Source organism: Granulicella sp. L60 (assembly GCF_009765825.1).
Taxonomy (GTDB): Bacteria; Acidobacteriota; Terriglobia; order Terriglobales; family Acidobacteriaceae; genus Edaphobacter.
Genome location: NZ_LMUR01000004.1, coordinates 134,351 through 160,171, shown reverse-complemented (window position 1 = coordinate 160,171; position 25,821 = coordinate 134,351). Strand labels below are relative to the sequence as shown.

Sequence of the window (25,821 nt, the reverse complement as noted above, 5' to 3'; positions counted from 1 at the left end):
TATTGCGGGCGAATCGAATGTGGCTTGCTTTGGATTCGTTGGAGGTGGGGAAGAGGGCATACCCTAGGGGCTGAAGCCCCTTTTTTGCGAGGCTGAGAGACCCAAGGCTGAAGCCTTGGGGTACCTAGAAGCTAAGGCTTGGGTGCCAGAAGAGAAAGTTTGTCAGGCAGTGTCTAGTGGGTGGAGATGGTGGTGGAGTGATGGGCTGCGGTGAGGCGGGTGACGCCGTCGATCATGTCGCCAACGGTCTTGAGGGTGTTGAGGGCGTCGTCGGGGATCTCGATGTTGAAGGCTTCCTCGACCTCGAAGGAGATGTTGATCTTGTCGAGGGAGTCGATGTTGAGTTCGTCGAAGGTACTGGCGGGCGTGATGGTGTCCGGGGAGATGCTCTTCGATTTGGCGATGATGTCGATGCAGCGGGTTGAGATGTCGTCCATGCTAGTTCAACTTCCTTTGGGTAATCCCAACTTACAGGGACGGCTGTGTCGCTGTAAAGGTGCAGATGTGGGGATGGCGCATTTCGGGGGTAAGGTGTATGGCGGCGTGGGGTCAGGTGGCGAGGAGGTGGGTGGGGTCGAAGAGAGGGATGGGGGTGTGGCCGATGTGGATCTGAAGGAGGCGTTCGAAGAGGCGGGGATGGCGCTGGAAGGTGGTGAGGGCGACGGTGCGGAGGCGCGGGTGGCGGTCCATGAGGAGGAGGGTGCGGGACATGAGGGTGGGGAGGCGCTGGATGCGGCGATGGGCTTGCTGGTAGGCGGCGAGGTTGTCGGTTTTGAGGGCGAGGGAGAGAGCGGCGGCCTGGCGGAAGCAGAGGGAGAGGCCTTCGCCGGTGATGGCGTCGACGGAGCCGGAGGCGTCGCCGATGAGGGCGATGTTGCCGGAGGTGACGCGGTGGAGGGTGCGGCCGAGGGTGATGGCGCCGCGTGGGGTGTCGCTGGGGAGGGCGGGGGCGAGGCGGCGCTGGAGCTCGGGGAAGTGCTGGAGGGCGGCGGCGGGGGTGGGGTGCTTGTGGTTGGAGAGGAAGGCGACGCAGATCTCGGTGGGAGAGATGGGGGTGATGTAGGCCTGGCCGTGGTCGCTCCAGTAGACCTCGATGAAGTCGGACCAGGGGGCGAGGGTGTAGTGCTGGCGGAGGCCGATGCGGCGGGAGTGGAGACGCGATTGGGTGAGTCCGGCCCAGGCGGCGATGCGGGAGTGGTGGCCGTCGGCTCCGACGAGGTAGCGGGCAGTGAGGGATTGGCGGTTGGTTTGGATGAGGGTGCCGGTGGAGGTAGTGGAGATGCCCTGGACGGAGTTTTGCCAGTGGAAGCGGACGCCGAGGTGGATGGCGCGCTGGAGCAGGAGCTGGTGGAGGACGGTGCGGCGGATGCCGAGGCCCGGTGTTCCGGGGAAGACGGCTTGGACAATGGTTGGGACGGTTGCAGGGGCGCCGAAGAAGCGGATGCCGCGGAGCTGGTGGGTCTCGAAGGGGCAGAAGTCTTCGTTGCGGTCGAAGCCGAGGGCGGAGAGGGCTGCGATGGAGTCGGGGATGAGGCCTTCGCCGCAGGCTTTGTCGATGGAGGGCTGCATGGCGTCGATGACATCGACTTTGAGGCCGTGGCGGGCGGAGGCGATGGCACAGGCGAGGCCGGCGGGGCCTGCGCCTACGATGGCGACGTCTGACTGGATCGAGGGTGTGCGGTGGTGCATAGAAGACGACGTCCTATGGAGAGTATGACGCCGCAGATGGGGTGGGGTGGGGGTGCTTACAAGCAAATGACAAACGGATGACGAGAGTGTGACGGGAGGGTGCTGGCGAATCGATTTGCTGGTTGGCGGTCCGGCTTGAGGAAGAACAGGCAAAAGCAGAAGCAGATCCCTACGGGATGACAAACAAAGGGACAGGCAACCGCAAGAGCAAGAACAACCGCAGATCCCTACGGGATGACAAACAAAAGGACAGGCAAGGGCAAGGGCAACTGCAACGGCAAACGCAGATCCCCTGCGGGGATGACAAGCGAAGGGACTCAAAGCAAGATGGGATAGGTTGATACGCCCTAAAGGTCTGCTTCTAGAGGGCTACTTCTTGAGGACTGCTTTCTGAGTTAGAAGGTTGTTCTCTAAATCGAAGACCACCTTATCGAGTCGTCGATAAGGTGGTCTTCGGCAGCAGCGAAACGGGTGCTGGGTTTGAGGTTTACGGCTTGGTTACCACTGGAGGAGGACAAGCTCCGAGCAGAAGGCGGGTCCCATGGCGGCGAGGATGCTATAGGTGCCGGGCTTGCCGGGATCGTTGACGAGGACGTCTTCGAGGACGGCGAGCACGGAGGCTGCGGAGAGGTTGCCGACCTCGCGGAGGCTGCGCCAGGAGGGTTCGAGGGCGTTCTCGGGGAGGTTGAGGGTGGTCTCCATGGCTTCGAGGACCTTGGGGCCGCCGGAGTGGAAGATGTAGCTGGAGATGTCGCCGAGAGAGAGGCCGTTGTCGGAGAGAAAGGCCTCGACGTTGCCGCGGAGGTGTTCGTTGACGACCTTGGGGACGTCGGGGGAGAGGACGATCTTGAAGCCCATGTCGCCGATGTCCCAGCCCATGATGTGCTGGGTGTGACGGTAGAAGGTGGAGCGGGTGTCGAGGATGCGGGGGCCGGCGAGGCAGGTGGTGCAGCCTTCGCGCTTGGCGAGGGGGGTGTTGGCACCGGCGATGACGACGGCGGCGGCTCCGTCGCCGAAGAGGCCGCAGGAGATGAGGTTGGCGATGGACTGGTCGTTGTCCTGCCAGGTGAGGGAGCAGAGCTCGACGGAGAGGAGCAGGGCGTACTGGTCGGGGAAGGCGCGGACGTAGTCGGAGGCACGGGAGATGCCTGCGGCTCCGGCGACGCAGCCGAGGCCGAAGATGGGGGTGCGCTTGACGGAGGTGGGGAAGGGCATCAAGTTAATGAGGCGGGCGTCGATGGTGGGGCTGGCGATGCCGGTGACGGAGGCGAAGAAGATGGCGGAGATGTCTTTGGGGCCGAGGTTGACGCGGGCGAGGGCCTTGGTGACGGCCTCCTGGCCGAGTTCGACGGCGGCGATGATCCAGGCGTCGTTGGTGGGACCGAAGCCGGAGAGGTTTTCGTAGACGTCGAGGGGGAAGACGAGATTACGGAAGTCAACGCCGCAGTTGACGAAGAGGCGATTGATGAGACGAGGTTCTTCCATTCGGTCCTGCCAGCGCGCCGTAAGTGCTTCTGCGATTGCTGCCTGAGAGTAGCGATGAGGTGGATAGGCTGTGCCGACAGATGCAATACGCATGCTTATGAGAACCCTTTGTGGTGATCGAGATGAAGTTACATTAAAACTGAAATGGCGTTAGACAATAGTGCGCGCTGCGGGCACAGGGCTCTGAACAGGGCGATTGGTTAAAGGTACACGTTGAAGGTCCATCGGTGTTGAATATTGACCATGGTGCTAGTGGAGGCGGGCGATCTGGCGTTGGTAGAGGGTGTTCTGGGGGAACTCTTTGGACAGGCTGATGAGGATCTCTTTGCCCTGCTGGGTGTGGCCGTCGCGGAGCTCCCCGACGGCGAGCATGAGACGGGCGAAGGGGGCGAGATAGTGGCCCTGGTCGGCGGTGAGCTTGAGGAGGCGAACTCCCTCGGCCTTGTTGGTGCCTGCGCCGGCCATTCCGAGGAACCAGCGGATGGGGGCGGCCTTGAGGCTGAGCATATAGTTCTCGATGCCGACGGCGAGGTTGGCGTCGTAGAGGGTGGGGTTGAGGGCGAGAGCCTGCTTGGCGTACTTACTGGCTAACTCACTGTATTTGAAGGCTCCGTACTCGTGGCGGTCGATGAGGGAGGACCAGTCGGCGCGCATGCCGGAGACGACGGCTTTGACGTAGAGGGCGTTGGCGTCGTTGGGGTTGCGCTGGAGGGCGGCGTCGGCGAGGCGGTCGGACTGGTCGGCGCGGTCGTTGAAGCCCTGTTTCAGGACGGGGTCGATGTCGGGGCGTTTTCGGGACATGAACCGGTCGTCGTCGGAGAAGAGCTCGATGTCGAGGACGCCGAGGCGATCGAACTCGGTGAAGATGTAGGCGGCGGCGTCGGAGGCGGGTCCGAGGGGGTCTTCGGGGTGGGCGGCCATCCATTGCTGGAAGTGGACGTGGGCGCCAGCGAAGTTGAGATTGTAAAGGTCGTAGTAGCCGTCGTTGAGTGGGGTGCCCGTGAGCGGCCCGCTGGCGAAGAGCGGAGCCGAGAGCCAAAGCAGGATGAGGAGAGCGGGGAGGCGGCGCTGCCAAGTGGATCGGGCTGCGGGCCGCGGTGTGGACGAGAGCCGAAGGGTGTGGAACATTATTTCCTTTTTACCTTATAGAGCCTGGTTGTGGGTAAATTTGACGGTCCGCGAGCGTCCGTGAGGCGATTTGCTACTGCATGTTGAGATGCAGACGAGCAGTTCGATGTCAGGAGCATGACAGGGAGATGACACAGAAGTGATATTGATCCCGATCGGGATCTTTGCTTTGGCAAATTAGGAAAGTCCCTTCCTTTTCCGTCCGTTTCCTGAGCAAAAGATTGCACATTTTCTGCGATGGTTGCCGCTAACTCGTTGATGCTCAGTAGTTTCAGTTTGGCCGTCGGGATGCTATTAGGAGAGTGCACGATCAACTGCAGCAGTAGGAACTCCTCAATGTATCCAGGTCCCACTGAGGGGTGTCATGTACGCATCTGCAGCAGGCAGCCGTTAGGAACGACCCGCTTTACGCGGAATATTCAGGAGGAAATACAATGAAGCTTTACTCGAAGATTTCTGCTTTGGGAGCGGTTCTCGTACTCACGACCGCTTTCGCGTCTGCCGATACGGTAACCCTTGCCAGCGGCGTCTCCACCACAACCTATCAGGGCTTCAGCACCACGGCGACCGGTACCCCGACGATCATCAATGGTCAGAACAACCAGGGCAAGCTGGCTACGCTCAACTCCACGACCACTGTTACGCCTGGTACCGACTGGTCGGCTCCGCTGGGCAGCTCAAGCTGGATCTCCTACGATCCTAACTCGAGCCCGACGGGCGGAGAGCACGGCAATCTCTTCGACAAGAATGGCTTCTATACCTACCAGACGACGTTCACAGCACCCACCGGCTCTGTGAGCGAGCTCCTCTCCGTGATGGCAGACGATACCACCTCGGTCTTCCTGAACGGTACGGAGATCCTGACGGCTGATCCAGTCGGAGCAAACACCCACTGCTCTTCGGGTCTGCCTACCTGCACCGCTGTTGACACGATCGACTTCGGCAGTTCGACTGCTGGCTGGGATGCGGGCGGAACGAACGTTCTGACCTTCGTTGTGAACCAGAGCAACTCGAACTACCAGGGTCTGGATTACACGACTGCCACGACGCCTGAGCCGAACACCCTGCTCCTGCTTGGAACCGGCCTCATCGGTTCTGCTGGTGCACTGTTCCGCCGGATGCGTTCGGCTGCGTAACTCATTGTCTGATCCGACCTCGGTGTCGGGAGCTCTGAAGACGGATTAGGCAATAGTTGCAACTTCGAGTGGGTGTGAAGGAATTTCCTTCACACCCACTTTTATGCGCTTAACGCGACCCAATTGGCTATAAGTTTTCTACTTTGGTGGGCAATCATTTGCACAATTCTCTTTTTGTGCACAGCTAAGTGCATAAATCGCGTGATCTTTTGTTTGGTCTTTAACGTGCCTTTAGTAAGGCAAACGATGTTCTGCAGCAGGAAGCAATCTCGACGCAAATTCAACCAGATCTTCAGTTGAGAGGGCCATGTACGTTCTGCGGTAGATAGCGAATACAGTAACCCGCTTTATGCGGAAATTCAGGAGGAACAAATGAAACTTTATTCGAAGCTTTCTGCCTTGGGAGCGGTTGCTGTGATGACGACCGCTTTCGCGTCTGCCGATTCCATTCAAATTGGGAGCTATGGAACGGGTCAATCCAACCAGGGGAATTCAAACACGTCCGTTGTGTATGGGGCCTCGGGAGGCACCGTCAACATCTCGCCAGGTACGGTTTGGAATGGCGAACTGACCGGTGTTTCGAGCTGGGTCTCGTATGGCCAGACTGGTCCGACGACACCGGAGGGAAGCCAGCCGGGTGGTCACTACGCACCGAACGGCGTTTACACGTTCTCTACCAGCTTCGATCTGACCGGCGCTGCAACTGCATTCAGCCTGAGCGTTCTGGCTGACGATACGGTTGAAGTCCTGCTGGACGGCAATACTGCGGATCCTCTCTTTACCTATGCGGCGGGTGGCAACAGCACATGCCAGAACAACGAGCCTAACTGCACGGTTGTGGACACGATCACGAACCTCACCGATCCTTCGGTGCTTGCGCTTCTGGGCAGCGGCGAACATTCGTTGACGTTCCTGGTCAAACAGACGAACAGCATCGATATGGGTCTGGACTTCGCCGGTAACATCACGGAAGATCCGTCGGCACCGACGCCTGAGCCAAACACGCTGCTGCTGCTGGGAACCGGTCTGATGGGTTCTGCGGGCGCGCTGTTTCGCCGGATGCGTTCGGCGGCTTAGTTTTTTGAAAGATTCGCCATCGGAGGTAGGTAGAGCTTGATGGCGACCATGCAGTCGTACTTTGGTGAGTAGGAAGGTAAAAACTTCCTACTCACCTTTTTCTTTTAAGACGAGCTTTGGGTTTTGCGTGGGTGAACTGCTGCGGTCAGGACTGGAGAACGGCTGACTGCTTTTTATCTTTTTCTTCCACGTACCAGGCGACGGTCTTCTTCAGCCCTTCGTGGAAGTGAGCCCTGGGCTGGTAGCCGAGTTCGGTGGTGGCTCGGGTGATGTCGGCGAGGGAGTGCTGGATGTCGCCTTCGCGGGGAGGGCCGTAGATGGGCTTGGCGGTGAAGCCGAGGTGCTCGGCGATGGTGGCGTAGACCTCGTTGAGGGTGTGGCTTTTGCCGGTGCCGATGTTGAAGACGCGGCCGGTGGCTACTTCGCTGGGTGCGAGGCAGGCGAGGAGGTTGGCGCTGACAGCGTTGTCGACGTAGTTGAAGTCGCGGCTGGTGAGGCCGTCGCCGAAGATGGTGGGGGTTTCGCCGGCCATCATCTTGAACGTGAACTGGGCGATGACGCCGGAGTAGGGCGAGTCGGCGGCCTGGCGGGGGCCGAAGATGTTGAAGTAGCGGAGGCAGACGCCCTCGAGGCCATAGGCGCGGTAGAAGGACTGGATGTAGTACTCGCAGGTGAGCTTCTGGACGGCGTAAGGAGAGAGTGGGCGGGGGAGCATGTCCTCCTGCTTGGGCTGGGTGGGCTGGTCGCCGTAGGCCGAGGAGGATGCGGCGTAGACGATGCGGCGGACCTTGGCGTCGCGGGCGGCGATGAGGAGGTTGAGGGTGCCGTTGATGTTGGACTCGTGGGAGCTGAGGGGATCTTTGACGGAGCGCGGGACGGAGGCGAGGGCGCCCTGGTGGAGGACGTAGTCGATGCCTTGGCAGGCGGATTTGAGACCGGCGGCATCCTGGAGGTCCATCTGCTGGAAGGAGACGGAGTGCCGGATGTCGGCGAGATTTTCGAGGTTGCCGGTGGAGAGGTTGTCGATGCCGCTGACTTCGTGCCCTTGCTCTACGAGCGCGTGGGCGAGAGATGAGCCGATGAAGCCGGCGATTCCTGTGATGAGATAACGAGCCATCTTTCCTCCACCCGGCGGGTTGCTGGGGCAATCGATGTTGGGTCTCCTGGCGGGCGGCTGCGGGATGCTGCGCTGCTGGTCTGCCAGGGAATTGTTCGGTAACTGTCTACAACTATCGTTACAACGCTCTATTCGTGTCTACGTCTATGTGGGCTACGAGAAGTTTATTCTGCCTTCCGGGTTCGTGCCTGTCCATGCCACTTTTGTGCATGGGTACAGACTCGATTTTTGCTTATTTTGATTGGAGGCAGATGAATTTTTGTGAAGTGTGTAGGGTGGGGTTTGCAATTGGGAGACAGCCGATGAGAAAGGTGCAGGTGGTACAGAGTGAATGCGATAATCGTGTCCATGCCGACTAAAGACGAAGTAGTTATGCCGCAGATAGCCCAGGAGCGCTTCGAGCGCCTGAAGGCTCATACCGCCAATATTGGTGTCATCGGACTTGGATATGTTGGACTGCCGCTTACGCTGCTGTTGTCTGAAGCAGGGTTCAAGGTAACGGGCTTCGACATTGATGTGAAGAAGGTGAGCGACCTGGAGGCGGGACGCTCGTATATCTTCCGGATTCCGTCGGAGGATATTCAGTCTGCGCGGAAGAAGGGGCTGCAGGCGACGACGGAGTTTTCGAAGCTGGCCAAGATGGACGCGATTATTATGTGCGTTCCTACTCCACTGACGGGACACCGGGAGCCGGACCTGAGCTTTATTGAGAATACTGCGCGGTCAGCCGCTCCGTGGATTCAGGAGGGGCAACTGGTAGTGCTGGAGAGCACGACGTATCCGGGAACGACGGAGGATCTGCTGATTCCGATCCTTGAGGCACAGAATGCGCATGGGTTGAAGGTGGAGACCAAGGAAGGACGCGGCGGTAAGGGCGTGTTCTACGTTGCGTTTTCGCCGGAGCGCGAGGACCCGGGCAATACGACGGTCGCGCGGCACGATATTCCGAAGGTTGTGGGCGGCCATGAGCCGATTGCGACGGAGCTTGCGGCTGTGCTGTATGAGGGCATCTTTACGCGTTCGGTTCGTGTGTCGTCGACGCGTGTGGCTGAGATGACGAAGCTTCTGGAGAATATCTACCGCTGCGTGAATATTGCGCTGGTGAATGAGCTGAAGGTGCTGTCGCTTCGGATGGGCGTGGATATTTGGGAGGTGATCGATGCGGCGGCGACGAAGCCGTTCGGCTTTCATCCGTTCTATCCGGGGCCTGGGCTGGGTGGACACTGCATCCCGATCGATCCGTTTTATCTGAGCTGGAAGGCGAAGGAGTATGACTTCAACACGCGGTTCATCGAGCTTGCCGGAGAGGTGAATGAGGCGATGCCGGAGTTTGTGACGCAGGCGGTTGGAAAGGCGCTGAACCGGCACAAGAAGGCTCTGAACGGATCGAAGGTTCTGATGTTGGGAATGGCGTACAAGAAGGACATCGACGATCTGCGGGAGTCGCCTTCGCTGACGATCATCGAGCTGTTGCGGCAGGAGGGAGCGGAGGTGCTGTACAACGATCCGTACTTCCCGACGGTAGGCAAGGGACGCCACTACAACCTGAATATGACGTGTACGCCGCTGGAGAATCTGGACCAGTATGACTGCGTACTGATCGTGACGGACCACACGGACTATGACTATGAGGAGATCGTTCGGACGTCGAAGCTAGTGGTGGATTCCAGGAATGCGACGAAGGGAATCGTCTCGGACAAGATCGTTCGCTGCTAGAAGATCTTCTCTTGTGGAATCTTTTGTTGCGCAAGGATGGGGGTTTCGCCTTAGGGCGAGGCTCCCATTTTTGTTGCTGGTTATTCGTTACTGCGAGATGACGTTGAGGCTGATCGACTGGGTGACGTTGCCGGTGCCTGTGACGGTTACGTTGAGGGTCTTGGTGGAGAGGGTTTGGAAGGTCGAGTTGGCTCCGCAGCCGGTGAGTACGCCGAAGGCCCCGCCGAGCAGAAGAAGCAGGAAGAGGGATCCGGCTGTGCGGCTCAGAAGCTTGCGCTTTCTTCCGGCGATGGCTGCGGCGAGTACGCCGGGGATCCAGAAGATGGATGCAGAGAGTACGAGGGACCTGGCGGGCGCGGTGGGCTGCTGCTTATCGGCCGATGCGGTGACGGTCGTCAATGTGTTTTGAACGGTCATGGAGACGCTTACCGGGCCGCTGGTGGAGTCGACGGTGACGGTCTGGGGCTGGAAGGTGCAGGTGGTCCCGGTGGGGGGATTGGTGCAGGCCATCTGCAGGGTTCCGGAGTAGCCGCCCATGGGGGTCAGGGTGAGGGTTACGGCGCTGGAGGACTTGCTCCCACCCAGGAGGGTCAGGGTGGGCGAGCTTGAGGTGACGGTGATGCCGGAGACGGGGACGGTCCAGGAGTTGACGGAGGAGATAGAGGGGTCGAAGGCGCTGGTGCCCGCGTACTGTGCGGTGAGCAGATAGGTGCCGGGCGCTAAGGACGATGTCGTGTAGGTTGCGACGCCGGCGCTGTTCAGGGGAGCCGAGCCGAGGAGCGTGGTGCCGTTCATGAAGGAGACGGTGCCGGATGGTTTGCCGGAGGACGCGGTTACTGTGGCGGTGAAGGTGACGGGCTGGCCCTGGGGCACGGAGCTTGCGGGTAGCTGAAGGGCGGTGGTGGTGACGCCGGGAGGTAGGGCGCTGACGGTCTCGGTGACGGCAGGGGATGCGGAGGCGGTGAAGCTGCTGTTGCCGGCGTACTGAGCGGTGATCTGGTAGGAGCCCTGGGGGAGGGAAGACGTTGTCAGGGTCGCGACGTTGGAGTTGAGAGCAACGGTGCCGATGGCGGCCCCGTTGCTCATGAAGGTGACCGTACCGGTGGCTGTCCCGGAGGACGGCTTGACCGTGGCGGTGAAGGTGACGGACTGGCCTGTGGTTATGGTGGTCGGCGAGGCTGCCAGCGCTGTTGTGGTGTTGACTGAGGTGACGACGGGGGCGTTGATGGTCTCAGTGATCGCCGTGGAGGTGGAGGCGTTGAAGCTGGTGTTGCCTGTGAACTGTGCGGTGAGTTGCCAGGTTCCCTGAGGCAGCGATGACGTTGTCAGATTGGCGATGCCGTTCTTGAGCGTGGCCGTTCCGATGGAGGTTCCGTTGCTAAGGAAGGTGACGGTGCCGGTGGCAGTTCCCGAGGCTGCCCTGACCGATGCGGTGAAGGTAACGGGGCTGCCTGCGGTGACCGTAGTCAGGGATTGCGAGAGCATTGTGGTGGTGCTGACTGCGGTTGGGGCGGGAGCGTTGACGGTTTCTGTCACTGCGGTGGAGGTGGAGGTGTTGAAGCTGGTGGTACCTGCGTACTTGGCGGTGATGGTGTAGGTTCCCTGGGTGAGGGAGGAGGTGGTGAGGGTTGCGACACCGCTCTTGATGGTCCCGGTACCGATGGCGGTTCCGTTGTTCATGAAGGAGACGGTGCCGGTGGGTGAGCCTGATTTGGCGGTGACGGTTGCGGTGAAGGTGGTGGACTCGCCGGCGGTGATCGTAGCGGGGGATGCGGAGAGAGCAGTGGTGGTGCTGACTGCGGTTGGGGTGGGCGCCTTGACGGTCTCAGTGACCGCGGTGGAGGTGGAGGTTTTGAAGCTGGTGTTGCCAGTGAATTGGGCGGTGAGCTGCCAGGTTCCCTGAGTTAGCGAAGACGTGATGAGATTGGCGATGCCGTTCTTGAGCGTGCCGGTTCCGATGGAGGTTCCGTTGCTGAGGAAGGTGACGGTGCCGGTGGCAGTTCCCGAGGATGCCTTGACGGATGCGGTGAGGGCGACGGGGTCGCCTGCGGTGACCGTAGTCAGGGATTGCGAGAGTGCAGTGGTGGTGCTGACTGCAGTTGGGGCGGGTGCGTTGACGGTTTCTTTGACCGAGGTGGAGGTGGAGGTGCTGAAGGTGGTGGTGCCAGCGTACTTGGCGGTGATGGTGTAGGTTCCCTGGGTGAGGGTGGAGGTGGTGAGGGTGGCGACTCCGCTCTTGATGGTTCCGGAGCCGATGGCGGTTCCGTTGTTCGTGAAGGAGACAGTACCAGTGGGTGAGCCTGATTTGGCGGTGACGGTTGCAGTGAAGGTAGTGGACTCGCCTGCGGTTATGGTGGTCGGTGAGGCAGAGAGTGCTGTGGTGGTGATTACCGCGGTTGGGGCTGGGGCGTTGACGGTTTCAGTGACCGCGGTGGAGGTGGAGGTGTTGAAGCTGGTGGTTCCAGCGTACTTGGCGGTGATGGTGTAGGTGCCCTGAGTGAGGGTGGAGGTGGTGAGGGTGGCGATGCCGCTCTTGATGGTTCCGGAGCCGATGGCGGTTCCGTTGTTCGTGAAGGAGACAGTGCCGGTGGGTGAGCCTGATTTGGCGGTGACGGTTGCGGTGAAGGTAGTGGACTGTCCGGCAGTGATGGTGGTTGGGGCAGCGGTCAACGCTGTTGTGGTGCTGACTGCGGTGGGGGCAGGGGTGTTGACGGTTTCAGTTACTGAGGTGGAGGTGGAGGTGTTGAAGGTGGTGGTGCCTGCGTACTTGGCGGTGATGGTGTAGGTGCCCTGAGTGAGGGAGGAGGTAGTGAGGGTGGCAATGCCGCTCTTGATGGTTCCGGAGCCGATGGCGGTTCCGTTGTTCATGAAGGAGACGGTGCCGGTGGGTGAGCCTGATTTGGCGGTGACAGTTGCGGTGAAGGTAGTGGACTCGCCTGCGGTGATGGTAGTCGGGGCTGCGGAGAGTGCAGTGGTGGTGCTTACTGCGGTGGGGGCGGCGGCGTTGACGGTTTCTGTGACTGAGGTGGAGGTGGAGGTATTGAAGCTGGTGGTTCCAGCGTACTTGGCGGTGATGGTGTAGGAGCCCTGGGTGAGGGTGGAGGTGGTGAAGGTGGCGACGCCGGAGGTTATGGTTCCGGAGCCGATCGCGGTTCCGTTGCTGAGGAAGGAGACGGTGCCGGTGGGTGTGCCGGAGGTTGCGGCGACGGTCGCGGTGAAGGTGGTGGACTGTCCGGCGGTGATGGTGGCGGGAGATGCGGAGAGCAAGGTGGTGGTGTTGACTGCAGTTGGTGCGGCTGCACTGACAACGAGCGAGACAGCGTTCGACGAGACGGCTGCATACGTCGAGTCGCCGGAGTATGCGGCGGTCAACTTATCGGTGCCGGTAGCGAGCGTGGAGGTCGATAGGGTTGCTGTGCCTGTTTTATCGACTACCTCTGAATCGAGAGCGGCTCCATTGCTGTAAAAGATAACCGTGCCTGTGGGTACGACGCTGTTTGTGGAGGTAATGGATACCGAGAGAGAGACTGACTGTCCGGCGGTCGCGGCGGTGGGTGTGGCTGTGAGGGTGGCTTGAGGAGAGATAAGCGTGCTGGTGCCGGCAGCGTATTCGATCGCTCCTATCGAAGGCGGATTGGGGCGCACCAGACTGTCGATATCAGATAAGAGATTTTGGAGGAAGATGCCGGCGCCGATGAGTGGGCTAGAGGCGGACGGGGCGAAGTTGAAGTTGTCCATCGCGGTTTCATCTGTGATGGGGGAGGCAGGTTGCGAGACGAGGAGAGGATTTTCCGTGTTGCAGGTCTCGGCGGACGTGAGGGAGTTGGGGCAGCTGCGCGTGTTGTAGTAGAGGTTGTTGCTGCGCGTCGCCCATCCCTGGTTAGCGGGAAACTCAGAGAGATTCTGATTGCAGTTCGATCCTACGACCGCGCAGAATATCGCGGAAGATTCGCCGCCGTTGTAGTTCGGTTCGCTGTAGGCCAGGAAGAGGTTGTTTTGAAGCGTGGTGGCTGCTCCAGAGCAGTTGTCTCCGCCTGCTTCGCAGCTATATCCGAGGGCTACATCGCCGTAGCCGACGAGCGAATTGTTTTGCACCAGGTAAGTGCCGGATGGAGAGAACTGCATCACCGCCCAGCCGCCGTCTGCGCGGCACAGGGTTACGCCGGGCACGATGGCGCTTGCCGGTTCGTCTCCGATGACCTGGCCGAGGCGATTGCAGTTCTCGAGCGCGAGGTTGTTTTGAAAGATGACGTTTTCGGCCGATCCTATCTTGTACGATTGGCCGTCGTTTCCATAACTCTGCGAGTTGGTGATGGAGAGATTCTGCAGTCCGGAGTGAAGCAGATCGAGTCCGTCCTGAAAGTTGTAGCGCCAGATATCGTGATCGAACGACCATGAGCCGGTAGTGCTGGCCGTTCCAAAGCCGTCTCCGTAGCCGCCGGTCTCGGCGTCACGGCATTCGATGTAGGGATAGTTGTGAACGATAGGATATTCTTCGACGCATCCTGTGAACTCGGTGATGGAGTTATTCAGAGTAAAGCCGCCTGCCACGGAGATGTTGCTCATGCCGTTCGGGGCATCGTCCATGCTGATTCCAGCAGAAGGCACTGCTCTGATGTGGACATAGTCTCCGACGATACCTGCACCGGTTGCACCGAAGATGCCCGTAGCAGAGAGTCCATGAATGAAGAGGTCGGTGTAGGTGGTGCTGGCAGTAAGGGCCGATTGAAGGACACCATTCAATCCCTGGTTACTGGCATTCGTGCAGGCGTTGGTGTAGTTCCCGTTATAGGCGCAGGCGGACTGGTCGGTGATTTCGAAGCAGGCTACATCGACAAACTGGGAGTCACGGACGTTGATGCCGTTCTTCGAGGCCCATGAGACGTTCAGCTGTGTTTTGGCTGTGTCGGCGCGGCAGCTGCCGTAGTTGCCGCCGAGGATCTTGGTGTGCTGCGATGCTGTGCCTGAGGGGATGGTCGGCATATAGCAGTCGGGGTTGCCGCAGTTGACCGGAACGGTGGCACTTCCACCGTATGCGGGACTTTGCTGATCCAGCCCAATGTTGTAGCCGCCGGTCTTCTGGCGAACGATCACGGTATCTCCAGGGCCGATGATCCATTGCTCGTGGTTTGGCGACACACGATCCGCCCACAGGTCGCGAATGTTTCCTACCGCGCACGGCTGGTTGACGCCTGTGCCGGAATAGTCCGCATCGTGCAGACCGTCGCATTGGCCACTCGGAGTCTGGGAGGAGCTGACGTAAGGCGACCCGCCATTCGGGCGCACATACCACGTCCGCGAGGTGGGAGTGGGAGAGACTACATTGAAGGTGAAGGAGTTTCCGGACTGGGAGGTACTTCCGTATTTTCCATTTCCAGCTTCGCCGCATGTGATGGTCACGGTGCCGGTGGAGACTGCGGTAGCGAGGCCGTAGCGGCTGACAGTAGCGACCGCAGGGTTGGAGCTGGTCCAGTTGCAGATCATCTGAAGTGGGTTGCCATCGCCTGTGTTGTTGGCCGTGTACCCAATTCCGATGGTCACGGTGGAACCGACGACGACGTCGATGGGCAACTGAGCGGAACTCTGCACATCCTGATAGAAGCTGGCAGCGGGAGTGATGAAGGGATAAAACGTATCGGCTTCGCTCTGAGCGAGAAGGGTTCCGTGATCGGACAAGCCGCCTGCAGTGACGTACACCATTCCCTCGGCGGTCTGCGCGCCACTGGGGAAGAGATTTGCATTGTGAGGATCGTAGGTGGAACTCCAGGTTGCCAGCCCCGAGCTATTGACCGTCATAGCGTTCGTGGGGGTAGACCATTTTGCGCCACCGGCTGCGGCGCAGTTGTCGGTGGTCGAGTCGGAGTAGCTGCAGGTGGCGGTGTACTGCAGGGTTGTACCCACTACGAGAACCGCGCCCTGTGGGGCGATTGCCACAGAAGTTACTGTCTTAGCAAATGCAAATGAACTGCTTAACAGGAGAATAAAAAGAAGCAGTCGCTGTAACATCATCTCTCCACAATGAGTCGGCCTATATGGTCGCCGGCTACTGAAATACTCTTGGATTAATGGTTTATTACCAATGGTTCCGGTGGTATCCCACGTTGGAGCGGTGGAGCTTCCCCATTCGGGGGAGGAAGAAATTTTTGCATCAATCATGAAGAGCACGTCACCCCTGACCTTTTGATAGGCCTGCGAAAGTTGATGGATTGGTAACTTGCTACTGCACAAGCAATAGCTGTTGCGAGCGCAGACAGACGCTTGCGACGTTACCAAAGGATGATGGCAGGGGGCAGATCAGAAGGCGCAACAGGGCAACATCGTACGTTTGCTCTATCGCTAGAGACAATTTGACGTAGAGGGAAAGTTGTAAGGCAGGGGAGGGGAGAGTTCCGCAGTCGTGCCGAGAGCCAATAAGAGTGCGCTCCAGAATCGACCTGGAAGAGCAATAGTACTAAAAAGTGAATTTGAATCGATTTGCAGAACTATATTTCATAGCCCCACATGACTAGTAATAACGATTCATGCGGGGCGTGTCAAGAATGGGACGGCTCTGTTGGATGGGGGCGAAAACATGCGTTAACAAAGCGTTTTCCCGAGGTGAAATGGTTCTAAAGCACAGAGCCAAAAGTGGTTCGGGAGAGGGGTTCGAATAGGAGCTGGATGGTTATGTAAATAACTCGTCGAAGTAGTGAGAAGTACGGCTGGGGAGTTATGCGAGTGGATTCAAGAGCTTTCGGGCACGCGAGAGAATGTTGCAAAAAAAATCAGGTTGAGTGCATTTTTTTCGATATGCGCCGAAGGCTGCGATCGTAGACCTCGAGATAATCTGCAGTCATGCGCTCTGCGGAGAATCGCGTCTTAACGAGTTCGCGTGCGGCACTGCCGAGACGCTTTCGTCGATTTGCATCCTGCGATAGTTGGATAAGAGCTGTTGATAATAGACCTATATTCTCTGACGGAATGAGGATACCGGTATCGTCATTCCGAATGACGGTTGATACATCGCCAACATCTGTGGCGATCCAGGGCAGGCCGCTCGCCATGCCTTCGAGGATGGCCATGGGAAGGCCTTCCTGTCGGGATGAGGAGACGGCTATGTCGAGTGAGGCGTAGATGGAGGGCATGTCCTCGCGTCTGCCAAGGAAAGACAGTTGCTTATGGATACCCAGTTCATCGGCCAGTGACTCGAGTTTGTCGCGGTCAGGGCCTTCTCCTATGATGAACAGCTTCACGTTCTGAAGTTGGTCGAGGTATTGTGCCACGGCGCGGAGAAAGATGTCGGCGCCTTTTTCGTGAGCCAGCCTGCCGATCCATCCAATGATCAGGTCATGTTTGGGCTCGTCTTGTGCTCGAAGGGAGGGAGATATGCCTTCAAACTGCCTGAGATTTACTCCGTTCCCGATCTTGACGATTTGGTCTTCAGAGACGCCGGAGTCCATGAGCCGTTTTGTAACATCGTCGGAGACCGAGACTACCGCGGTGTAGTTGCGCAGGGCAAAGCGGTCCAGGACTCCATAGAGACGAACAAGAGAGTTGGTGTCTAACCAGTTATGACAGGTGGATATGAGTGGTGTAGGAGAGTTGCTCAAGGCTAACCAGGTGTAGATATCGGCCTTGTAGCCGTGTGCGTGGACGACGTCGGCTTTTGTGAGGCGCGCTAGGTCACGTATGCGGCTGGGTACCTTATGATCGACCTGACCTTGGCATGGGATGAGGTGGGATTCTATTCCTGCTTGGGCGGCGGTTTCGTGTAGCTGATGGTTGGAGTTTGCAGAGTTTGAAAAGACTCCCAAAATGCTCGAGTGGCCGGTCTCGTTGAGGGTGCGGGATAGATTCAGGATGACGGCTTCGGCGCCGTACATGCCCCCGCTACTGATGATGTGTAGGATCTTCATTTTCGGCAGCCTCGGCGGGGATGGGGTCTGTTTCTTTTCGGTTCGATATCGCCCAGAGTTTTTCGTATAAGGCGTCTCCCATGAGGGACTGTGCGGCTGTTTTGATGCGCGATAGGAAGTGGAGTTTTGGCAGGGCCGTTCCGTTTGCGGCCAGTATGGCGGAGATCTGATCGAGCGTAATGCTCCGGAGGATGTTGAGTCGCCCGACGGTTGAGCCCAGGGGCAATGACTCCGACTTTGGCGTGGAGGTGTAGATATGGGTGTAACCAGCTTCGAGGCAGGCGTTGATGATCTGGGGGTTCGAGCGGCCGCCGGGTAGAGACATCGTTGTTATCGAGGTGCCCAGTTTGTCTTCCAGCGTAAGTCGCGCAGTGGCGAGTTCAGTCTGAAGATCCTTTTTGCTGCAGTGGGTAAGAAGGGTGTGTGACCAGCCATGGGCGCCGATGAACTGACCGGCCTTGTGAAGCGATCGCAAATCTTCCCATCCCATGTAGCCGGGCTTCTGTCCGGTCCACCCCACGGTAATGAAGAAGCGCGCCTGGAGACCGCGAGACTGCAGGATGGGTAGAGCGAACTCGAAGTTGGAGAGATGGCCGTCATCGAAGGTGATCTCGGGCCAGAGCGTGGAACTGGCTTCGCTGCGGGCGCGAACGAAGAGGTCGGAGTGCTTTTCAAACTCCCCAGTTTCGATGACGTAGGAGTACTCGCTCTTTGCTGGCCGAAGCTCGTGGTAGAGAAGATGAAGAACTTTGGTGTGGTGCGGCGGCGGTTCTTTTGAAGCAGATTGTGGTGATGATTCGCGAGTTTTCTCGGGTGACATAGGTTGGCCTGTAGCAGAGTTACATATTCAAGATGTGTTCCATTATCCCGAGTGCGCTGGCTCGGAAGAAGCTTATCAAGATGGAGATCGGCCCGTCGGAGAGCTTCTACAAGCACTCCGGCAATCAGTTTAGCAGCCGTGCTGCGACCTTCCTGCGTGCATTTCGCTGGGCTCGCATGCGGGTCTAGGTAAATATGGGGTGAAAAGCGAGACTTGTTCTAAAATTGCAAATGGGGAATGGAACTAGCCTGTATGCTCGTCTTCGGGTGTGACCGCCTGCATCATTTATTGGGGGCTGACTCTAGCGCCAGTTAGGTCCTCTTCGGTCAGAGGACGGCGACTTGTTCTAATTTGAGTGTCTTCGCCGCAAACGGCCTGCATGGAAACAGTCTTACAGAAAGGGCACGGCAAAACGCTGCGCATGGAAAACGTTGAGATAGATGAACAGTCGAGGCTGACAGTTTCTGCACGACCGTTTGCGCGCGGATATAAGATGCTGTGGCCGCTGCTTACGATCCTGCTGCTCCTTCCGATATTGATGCGGAATATCGGTAAGGGTGAGTTCAACTACAACGTTGACGAGACTCAGCATGCCTGCACCGGACAGTACGTAGCTGATCTTCTACGCGATCATCCCATTCTTCATCCGCTTGCTTATACCTATATCTACTATGTTCATTATCCGGCGCTGAGCGGCGTTGTTCACTGGCCTCCTGTGTTTTACGCGGTTGAGGGGATTGTCTTCCTGCTGATGGGTGCTTCGGTGGTGACGGCGAGACTGAGCGTACTTCTATTTGCTGTCGTCGGCCTGTGGTTCTGGTTTCGTCTGGTTGAAAAAGTACATTCTGCAAGGGTCGCATTCGTGGCGACGATTGTGCTCGCACTTTCTCCCTGTTTTCTACTCTTTGAAAAGACAGTGATGTTGGAGATTCCATCCGCAGCTATGTGTATTGTGGCGAGCTACTTTTGGATCTCCTTTCTAAAACAGAAAGATAATTTTAATCTTTACTGGTTTTCCTTCACCGTATCGTTGGCTATGCTGACGAAGCAGAATGCGGTCTATCTTGTACTCTTCTGTTTTTTTAGTCTGACGGGGCTTCAGCAGTGGAACCTTTTGAAGCGCAAGAGTACGATCTGGTCGCTCCTGATTATTATCTGCGTGACGGGACCCTACTATTTATTGCTGTCCAGTATGCATTGGTCTACGATCGCGGGTGATCTCACTGAGAAACATATTAGCGCCCTGCAACAACTAGCCTTCTATTGGGCAGCTGTGCCTGGCTTGGTTGGATGGCCGTTGCTGGCGATTGCCCTGGTAGGAGGAGTTACGTGCTTTGCGTGGAACTCCAGAGAGAACAATATCTTCTTCCTGTCCTGGATACTCTCGGTTTACGTCATGATGACTTTGATCGGGCATAAAGAGGACCGGTACGTTATCTATTTTGTACCTGCGATTCTATACTTCGCGATTTGGCCGCTGGTTATGCCTTCGAATCGCAACGGCTGGGTTCGAGTTGCAGGGTGCGTGCTTTTGTTTGGAGTCGTGTTGAGTACGGTGCGATCCGCGTGGGGCTTCAATCGGCCCTATGTGAGCGGATATGCGCCCGTCGCTCGTGACATCAGGCGCATGGGCGACTCCGGAGTTATTTTGTTGGATGCCGAGATACCGGCGAATTTGATCTTCTTCATGCGCAATGAAGACACTGAACATCGCTTTGTCCTGCTGCGAAAGGCGCTCTATTCTGTCCGGATCAAGGAAGAACTGGGAAGCGAGGAGTATCTTCATACGCCGGAAGATCTAAAGAAGCTTATGCGGGAAGATGGTATCCGGTTCATCGTTGTTTCCAATCGGCCACCGGATAACTTCCCAGTGGAGATGGTGCTGCGCGATCTGTTGAAGACGCCGCAGTTTCGCTTGGTGAAGCAATATCCCGTAGAAGGGAACTCGCGTGAATGGGCGAACTATTCTTTATCGCTGTATGAAAATCTCGATGCGGGCCCTCCGGCTGCGCAGGACCTAGTCGTTCCGATGATGACGCTGGATCACGACATTACGGTTCCGTTTGTGAAGCTGGGCATTACGCCGCTTGCAGATAAAGTGGTAGCTCAATAGTTATCTTTTCGTGGCTGCTACTACGGCATAGTTGATCTGTTTCACGGCGGCGGCGCGAAGGTCCCATGAGAACTCGGTTTGGGCTCGCTGCAAGCCGGCTTCGCCCATGCGGCGGCGTTGTTCGCTGTCGGTGAGAAGAGAATGCAGGGCATCGCGCAACTCGCTATCGTCGGTGGGGTCGACGAGATAGCCGGTCACTCGTTCAATGATGGCCTCGGCTGTACCTCCGGACCGGCCTCCAATCACGGGTTTGCCGGCCGCGTTTGCTTCGAGAAATACCATGCCAAAGCCTTCTACGTCGCCATCGTCTCCGGTGTTAGGCATCACGACGATGTCAGCCAGATTGTAATGGTCGTTCAACTGATCGTCGCTGACGAATCCGGCAAACTTCACTACGTCTTGCAAGTTGAGTTCTACAGTCAAGGCGCGCAGTTCGGGCTCTAGTGGACCGCGTCCGACGACGACATATTTGAATGGAGGAACGTTCGGGCGTAGATGGGCTAAGGCGCGGAGGACGCGGCTGTGACCTTTGCGTGAGACTAATCGGGCCACAGTCATTAGAACTAATTCGTCTTGTTCGATGCCGTAGTGCTGCCGCAGAGCTTTATCGGCTGGCTGGGGATGAAATGAGGTGACATCGAGGCCGGGTGTGATCTTGTGAATTTTGTTCTTTTCTATTCCGATGCGAAGGAGATTTTGTACGGCAAACTCTCCGTTTGCGATGATGGCGTCGGCGGAGCGATAGATGAGGTCTCGCAGCTTTGGCTGAAACCGGCGCTGATCTATAAGGGTGATATCTTCTCCGTGGCAGTATGCGACGAAGGGGATACCAAGAGTCTTCTTCAAAAGAACTCCGATAAGACCTTGAGGATAGAGGTCACCGCAATGGATGATATCCGGCCGGTTTCTGAGCGAAGATACGATGCAGGCAAGCATCGGGCCGACGGTCTTCGGTATCTGAAGGAAGCTGTGATCGGTGGGGGATTTGAAGCTTCGCTGGATTCGAAAAGAGCCGGTCTGTTCCTTGAGATCAAACTGCTGCCAGCCGTTTACTTTGCTGGTGATGACTGTAACTTCACCGCCGGTGGCCGAGATTCGTTTCAACAGGTTGTAGTAGTAGACACGAGAGCCTCCGGCGTGGGGCAAAAAACTATCTGACAATAGCGCGACGCGCATATAAGGACTCTTCACACTGGCAACAATGCTTTTGGAGACGTATATTTCGGAGGATTCATCTAATCGTGCTGAGGCAAGCTAGCAGCTTCAGCATAATGAGACGATAGGGCGGTCGATGTTCTGTCAATCTACGTTGCAAAGTCTATCATAGAGAATTTTGTTCGAAGTTTTATCCAGAACGATGAGCGTCTCATCGGATGGTCTGGTGTTTTGAGGTGTAGAGAAGGTGTCATGCTGGTCGCGGTATGATCTCCTGCATGCTGGTTTTTACCAAGGGTGGTCGATGAGCGGAGAGATGATGTTGAGTCGGTTGGCGCTGTTTATTCTTCTGTTGAGCAGCTCTTTCGCCTATACGAAGACAGTCTCCTCGGTGGCGATAGCGCCCCAGGGAGCGGTGATCTCAGTGGGCACGACGCTGCAGTACACCGTGACCTGCACATACTCTGACGCTACGACAGATAACTGCGCGGCTGCTGGTGGAGCGACGTGGTCGACGCCGACTGAGGCTATGAGCGTCAGCAGTTCGGGGCTGGCAAGCTGGAAGTCCAACTACGACACGCATAACAACTCGATTTTTCCAGACGGCAAGCAGACGGCGCAGGGGATTGTCATCGTTCGCGCAGGGGGTATGAGTGATCGCGGGACGCTGCTTGCCCAGTCTGCTGCCGATACGTTTTCTCTGTATATGACGCCGGACCCAGGATTTTATAAAGATATACAGACTGATGCACTGCTGCCCATGAGGGTCGTTGTGGGATCGACGGTGGCAATTGGAGTAGGGTTCACGGCTAACAACTCGGGTGGCGGAAATCCGTTTCAAGAGGCCTGTAACTGGAGCAGCTCGAATAAGCAAGTAGCGACGATCTCTCGTTATGGTTTGGCGACAGCGATCTCTCCGGGCAGTGTTGCGATGACCTGTGAGCTTGCTGGCAATGGGCGATATGGGCATGGCGGCGGTACAGGAAACTCCTTCTCCTTCGAGGTGGTTAACCAGGCGCCGACTTCGCAGACTTGGTATGTGCGACCTGGGGGCGGATCGCCTTATGTAAATGGCCGGCAGACTCCAAAGGGTCAGTGCGACGGAAAACATGACGCTGACTATCCCGGCACAGGCGTTAACCGGCCGTGCGCGGTAGGGGGCCTTCGGGATCTGTGGGCCGATCGCGTGTCGCCAAACCACGAGCAGTGGATGATTGGCCCTGGAGACACGGTTATCGTTCGCCAGAAGAGTGGCGGTTACAACCTAGGGCTGGATCAACAAAGTAAAGCGTATGGTGGGACCGCCATCGTTCCCGTCAACTGCGGCAATCCTGACTGCTATATGCCGACGATTCCTTCCGGCACAGCGTCGCAGCATACCAAAATTCTTGGCGAGAACTACGGTAGCTGCCACTCCGACTCAGCCAAGACACAGTTGAACGTCTCGTGGGCGGCAAAGAACGGCATCAATGTGAGGGACTCACAGTTTGTCGATGTGGCCTGCTTTGAGATTACGGATCAAGGTGCCTGCGCTTACAGCGGAAACTACAAGAACAAGTGTGGTCCGACAAGCAATCAGGGGTTGATCGGAGTTATACAGTCGGCATTGACGGCCAGCACAAAGTACACCGATCTACTTATCGATGGATTGTCTTCAACAGGGATCTACGGAGCTACAGGGGCCGGGGTGGTGGGTGACTATATCCACATCCGAGGTATGCCGCAAGCTGGAATTGATATGGACGATGGGCCGCATGGTCTAGGTAACATCTCTGTAGCAGGTGGTTTTACTCTGAATAATTCCATTACGGAGTTTACGGGGTGCGTCCAGGAGTTTCCTGTTGTTCACCACTATCCTTATATCGAGTGCAGGGATTCGGAGCTAGGCGGTTATGGCGACGGGTTTGGTACTGCAAGCGCGACGGGAGACTGGTCGTTCGATCATGATATCTGGCGCTATAACTATCAGGATGGACTGGATCTGCTTCATTCCGGCTTGCAGAGTTTGTCCGTTACTAACTCGCAGAGTTATGGGAATATAGGGCAGACTTACAAGCTAGGTTCGGCTGACAATGTTGTCTTTCAAAATAATATTGCTTTGGAGAACTGCCATCGGCTTGCATTTCCGGTTGGAGATGAGCCAGCCAGCGCTGTAGTTCCAGGCGCAAATTATTGCCGAGCTAATGGCGGATGGATGGCCTTGGAATTTACTCCGCTTGGGAATTACAAGATACAAAATAACACTATGGCTGGGTATGGCGATGTAGCGCTGGGATATAGCTGTGCTTCCGGGGGTAATGATTGCTCCAGCGCAAATACAGCATTGCAGAACAATATATTTATGGGATATTCCAACCCACTTTACAACGACGGCACCCGTCCTGCTGCTTTCTGCGCGGTCGTAGACTCGGACTGTAATCACCATCCTTCAGATTTCCCTGCCAATCAAGGGTGGGGCACACGTAGTCATAACATCTATTACAACTTTCGTAATGGATGCCCTTCCCCACAGAAGAAGGGAGAGTTGTGCGCTGATCCACGATTGCATGATGCGCCTTCGGCGCGGATCGCCGCCGAGACTGATCTGGACAATATGGACTTCCGTCTTACTTCTAAAAGCCCGGCGATCGGAGCCGGTGTCGCCATACCGGGATTAGGGGTCGATTCCAAGGGAGATCCTCGGCCTGATCCTCCCAGTATGGGTGCAATAGAGCGTGGAAGAGATGAGAAGGCTGAGCATTCGGTCACTCAGAATCGAATGATCGATGCGGGATGGTGGGTGCAATTATGGGCGTGGGGGCGGGAGTTCATGGTCAGCTGCCGCGAATGGATGAAGCGCATGGCCAAGCTGATATGGATCGCTGTAAGAGCTCGAACGAGCACGGCATATCGCTCTATTGGAGGCTAGTGATGGTCTTTATCAGGGCTCGTGTCTCCAGCAGAGTGAGCTAGAGTGCGGCCTCTGTTTTTACGGCTCTGGATACCTGCCATCTATGAAATACGTTCATAGCTTCGGTTCGAAAGATGGATGCCACGCAAATGAAATATATGGGGAGAGTCACAAAAATCTGGAGAAAAAAAGACAGCATGGAACTGGCATGCACGTATCTATCGACTGCTAAGGACGCGGCGGCAAATGGAAGAGAGCATAGCGTGACTTTGAGCCAGCCGTCCCAGATGTAGGTCCTTATCGACACTCCTATTGTCTTTTGTACATATGCGGGCCAAAAGATGATATGAATGAGTGCCATCGAGATCGAAGTTCCCCATGCAACACCGTAGATCCCTACCGTTTTCACCAGGAAGATGCTGAGGCCCAAATTCAGTGCTGCCTCGATCATTGCAACCTTTGCAACCGCCTTATGTTTTCCGGTAGCGAACGTTATGTTTCCGGCGGTGTTGTTGGCGATGGTGAAGAACAGGCTGATGAGCAGGATCTGAAGGACTGTTCCTGAGATCTCGCTATATTGCTTTCCCACCCAGAGGCCGATGAATGTTTTCCCGCGGAACAGCAGCGTTATGCCGATGGGAAGAACAAGTCCCAAGGTAGCTTGTGTTCCTCTCAGCAGAAGTTTTTTTAGATCTTCCGTCCTGCCCGAAGCTTCCATTCCGCTCGCGAGAGGGATGAATGTTGTCGATAGCGCTGTAACGACTTGAGACGAATATACGGTGAGGCTGCCGCCGAAAGAGTAGAACGAGACCAGGCCGACTGACAGAAACGATCCGATCACCAAGTTGTCCGTGCTGAAGATGATTTGACCAGCGATCATGATAAGAAACATCGCGGAGCTGTAGGACCACATCGACTTCAGCGTTGCGACGTTGGGTCGCCCTAATCGAATCCTGGAGTCGGGAAAGATCTTCAGAGCTGTTCCACAGGTGACCACGCCTGATAAGGAGACGACGGCGAGTTCCCAACATGCGAGTGATATAAGGCCGCCGCCGCTTCGAAGGATCAGGATGACGCCGGTCGCCCTTGCCAGTGTCTGCATGACGGTTATCGAACTTAGAACATCGAAGCGATTGATTGCGGCCAATACTGCCCCGAATACTCCGGAGACTAATGTGACAGCAACGCCGAGGGCGCACATGAGGACGGTGATCTGAGCTGAGCGCTGCAAGGTGGCTGGGATTTTGAAGAGATGTGGAAAGGCTAGAGCCAATGCGATGCTGGCGACGGCGGAGACACACGCGATCAGCAGGCGAAACCACAGGGCGGCTGCGATTGCGTCTCGAGCTTCGGCGCTATGACCCTGGGCGGCTGCTTTGGATACGAATCGAACGATCGCGCTGCGCAAGCCGAGGTCGAGCAGGTTGAGGTAGGCGACTGTGGAGACGGCGAGAATCCAGACTCCATACGCCGCGGGTCCGAGTGTCCGCACGACATATGGCATCAGGAAGAATGGGACGACCATGCCGACAGCCATGGCGATCCAATTCATTACAGCGTTGAATGCAAAACGTTTAGCACTGGGCACGGGTCAGAGGGT

The 25,821-nt window shown here is 57.1% G+C and carries 16 protein-coding genes; 6 read left to right on the top strand and 10 right to left on the bottom strand.

Annotated elements, in window-relative coordinates:
* Nucleotides 1-173: 173 nt before the first annotated feature.
* The 4 genes from GSQ82_RS03005 to GSQ82_RS02990 all read right to left on the bottom strand — a co-directional run bounded on the left by GSQ82_RS03005 (nt 174) and on the right by GSQ82_RS02990 (nt 4,302).
* The gene (locus GSQ82_RS03005; protein WP_158790540.1) at nt 174-437 is read right to left on the bottom strand and encodes an acyl carrier protein; all 264 of its coding nucleotides are present in this window, start codon (nt 435-437) and stop codon (nt 174-176) included.
* A gap of 112 nt (nt 438-549) precedes the next feature.
* Complete coding sequence (locus GSQ82_RS03000) at nt 550-1,689, bottom strand: NAD(P)/FAD-dependent oxidoreductase (RefSeq protein WP_158790539.1); 1,140 nt, start codon at nt 1,687-1,689, stop codon at nt 550-552.
* Nucleotides 1,690-2,187: 498 nt separating this feature from the next.
* Nucleotides 2,188-3,174, bottom strand: a complete 987-nt coding sequence (locus tag GSQ82_RS02995; RefSeq protein ID WP_254061383.1) for a type III polyketide synthase — start codon at nt 3,172-3,174, stop codon at nt 2,188-2,190.
* A 249-nt stretch (nt 3,175-3,423) separates the two neighbouring features.
* Nucleotides 3,424-4,302, bottom strand: a complete 879-nt coding sequence (locus GSQ82_RS02990; protein ID WP_158790537.1) for a hypothetical protein — start codon at nt 4,300-4,302, stop codon at nt 3,424-3,426.
* Nucleotides 4,303-4,736: 434 nt separating this feature from the next.
* Here GSQ82_RS02990 and GSQ82_RS24875 point away from each other — a divergent pair, with 434 nt between their 5' ends.
* Both GSQ82_RS24875 and GSQ82_RS02980 read left to right on the top strand, forming a co-directional pair.
* On the top strand, nt 4,737-5,438 hold the full coding sequence (locus GSQ82_RS24875) for a PEP-CTERM sorting domain-containing protein (RefSeq protein ID WP_254061382.1): 702 nt from the start codon (nt 4,737-4,739) through the stop codon (nt 5,436-5,438).
* A gap of 372 nt (nt 5,439-5,810) precedes the next feature.
* The gene (locus GSQ82_RS02980; protein ID WP_254061381.1) at nt 5,811-6,515 is read left to right on the top strand and encodes a PEP-CTERM sorting domain-containing protein; all 705 of its coding nucleotides are present in this window, start codon (nt 5,811-5,813) and stop codon (nt 6,513-6,515) included.
* 145 nt (nt 6,516-6,660) lie between these two features.
* Here GSQ82_RS02980 and GSQ82_RS02975 read toward each other — a convergent pair whose 3' ends face one another.
* Entirely contained in the window at nt 6,661-7,632 is a 972-nt protein-coding gene (locus GSQ82_RS02975) for an SDR family oxidoreductase (RefSeq protein WP_158790536.1), read from the bottom strand.
* 348 nt (nt 7,633-7,980) lie between these two features.
* On the opposite strand from GSQ82_RS02975, the gene GSQ82_RS02970 reads away from it, so the two are divergent.
* On the top strand, nt 7,981-9,348 hold the full coding sequence (locus GSQ82_RS02970; protein WP_158790535.1) for a nucleotide sugar dehydrogenase: 1,368 nt from the start codon (nt 7,981-7,983) through the stop codon (nt 9,346-9,348).
* Nucleotides 9,349-9,435: 87 nt separating this feature from the next.
* Here GSQ82_RS02970 and GSQ82_RS02965 read toward each other — a convergent pair whose 3' ends face one another.
* From GSQ82_RS02965 to GSQ82_RS02955, 3 genes are all read right to left on the bottom strand, one after another.
* On the bottom strand, nt 9,436-15,282 hold the full coding sequence (locus GSQ82_RS02965; RefSeq protein ID WP_158790534.1) for an Ig-like domain-containing protein: 5,847 nt from the start codon (nt 15,280-15,282) through the stop codon (nt 9,436-9,438).
* Nucleotides 15,283-16,112: 830 nt separating this feature from the next.
* The gene (locus tag GSQ82_RS02960) at nt 16,113-17,243 is read right to left on the bottom strand and encodes a glycosyltransferase family 4 protein (protein WP_158790533.1); all 1,131 of its coding nucleotides are present in this window, start codon (nt 17,241-17,243) and stop codon (nt 16,113-16,115) included.
* Nucleotides 17,218-18,063 carry a polysaccharide deacetylase family protein gene (locus GSQ82_RS02955; RefSeq protein WP_158790532.1) on the bottom strand — a complete coding sequence of 282 codons (846 nt, stop codon included), beginning with the start codon at nt 18,061-18,063 and terminating at the stop codon, nt 17,218-17,220. Before GSQ82_RS02955 ends, GSQ82_RS02960 begins: the two co-directional genes overlap by 26 nt.
* A gap of 32 nt (nt 18,064-18,095) precedes the next feature.
* Between GSQ82_RS02955 and GSQ82_RS02950 the strand changes: the two genes are divergently transcribed.
* Entirely contained in the window at nt 18,096-18,251 is a 156-nt protein-coding gene (locus tag GSQ82_RS02950) for a hypothetical protein (RefSeq protein ID WP_158790531.1), read from the top strand.
* Between the two features lie 167 nt (nt 18,252-18,418).
* Nucleotides 18,419-20,176, top strand: a complete 1,758-nt coding sequence (locus tag GSQ82_RS02945; RefSeq protein WP_158790530.1) for a glycosyltransferase family 39 protein — start codon at nt 18,419-18,421, stop codon at nt 20,174-20,176.
* Here the strand turns inward: GSQ82_RS02945 and GSQ82_RS02940 are convergent, their stop codons facing one another.
* Nucleotides 20,177-21,352 (bottom strand): glycosyltransferase family 4 protein, encoded by a 1,176-nt coding sequence (locus tag GSQ82_RS02940; protein WP_158790529.1) that lies wholly within the window; start codon nt 21,350-21,352, stop codon nt 20,177-20,179.
* Between the two features lie 295 nt (nt 21,353-21,647).
* Here GSQ82_RS02940 and GSQ82_RS02935 point away from each other — a divergent pair, with 295 nt between their 5' ends.
* Nucleotides 21,648-24,239 carry a hypothetical protein gene (locus tag GSQ82_RS02935; RefSeq protein WP_158790528.1) on the top strand — a complete coding sequence of 864 codons (2,592 nt, stop codon included), beginning with the start codon at nt 21,648-21,650 and terminating at the stop codon, nt 24,237-24,239.
* A 40-nt stretch (nt 24,240-24,279) separates the two neighbouring features.
* Here the strand turns inward: GSQ82_RS02935 and GSQ82_RS02930 are convergent, their stop codons facing one another.
* On the bottom strand, nt 24,280-25,773 hold the full coding sequence (locus GSQ82_RS02930) for a polysaccharide biosynthesis C-terminal domain-containing protein (protein ID WP_158790527.1): 1,494 nt from the start codon (nt 25,771-25,773) through the stop codon (nt 24,280-24,282).
* Between the last annotated feature and the right edge of the window lie 48 nt (nt 25,774-25,821).

Excerpts from the sequence above, each read along its gene's own strand:
- GSQ82_RS03005 (WP_158790540.1), bottom strand. The coding sequence starts at position 437 with ATGGACGACATCTCAACCCGCTGCATCGACATCATCGCCAAATCGAAG.
- GSQ82_RS02980 (WP_254061381.1), top strand. The coding sequence starts at position 5,811 with ATGAAACTTTATTCGAAGCTTTCTGCCTTGGGAGCGGTTGCTGTGATG.
- GSQ82_RS02960 (WP_158790533.1), bottom strand. The coding sequence starts at position 17,243 with ATGAAGATCCTACACATCATCAGTAGCGGGGGCATGTACGGCGCCGAA.
- GSQ82_RS02950 (WP_158790531.1), top strand. The coding sequence starts at position 18,096 with ATGTGTTCCATTATCCCGAGTGCGCTGGCTCGGAAGAAGCTTATCAAG.
- GSQ82_RS02940 (WP_158790529.1), bottom strand. The coding sequence starts at position 21,352 with ATGCGCGTCGCGCTATTGTCAGATAGTTTTTTGCCCCACGCCGGAGGC.
- GSQ82_RS02970 (WP_158790535.1), top strand. The coding sequence starts at position 7,981 with ATGCCGACTAAAGACGAAGTAGTTATGCCGCAGATAGCCCAGGAGCGC.
- GSQ82_RS02935 (WP_158790528.1), top strand. The coding sequence starts at position 21,648 with ATGATGTTGAGTCGGTTGGCGCTGTTTATTCTTCTGTTGAGCAGCTCT.
- GSQ82_RS02955 (WP_158790532.1), bottom strand. The coding sequence starts at position 18,063 with ATGTCACCCGAGAAAACTCGCGAATCATCACCACAATCTGCTTCAAAA.
- GSQ82_RS02930 (WP_158790527.1), bottom strand. The coding sequence starts at position 25,773 with ATGAATTGGATCGCCATGGCTGTCGGCATGGTCGTCCCATTCTTCCTG.
- GSQ82_RS02990 (WP_158790537.1), bottom strand. The coding sequence starts at position 4,302 with ATGTTCCACACCCTTCGGCTCTCGTCCACACCGCGGCCCGCAGCCCGA.
- GSQ82_RS02975 (WP_158790536.1), bottom strand. The coding sequence starts at position 7,632 with ATGGCTCGTTATCTCATCACAGGAATCGCCGGCTTCATCGGCTCATCT.
- GSQ82_RS03000 (WP_158790539.1), bottom strand. The coding sequence starts at position 1,689 with ATGCACCACCGCACACCCTCGATCCAGTCAGACGTCGCCATCGTAGGC.
- GSQ82_RS02995 (WP_254061383.1), bottom strand. The coding sequence starts at position 3,174 with ATGGAAGAACCTCGTCTCATCAATCGCCTCTTCGTCAACTGCGGCGTT.
- GSQ82_RS24875 (WP_254061382.1), top strand. The coding sequence starts at position 4,737 with ATGAAGCTTTACTCGAAGATTTCTGCTTTGGGAGCGGTTCTCGTACTC.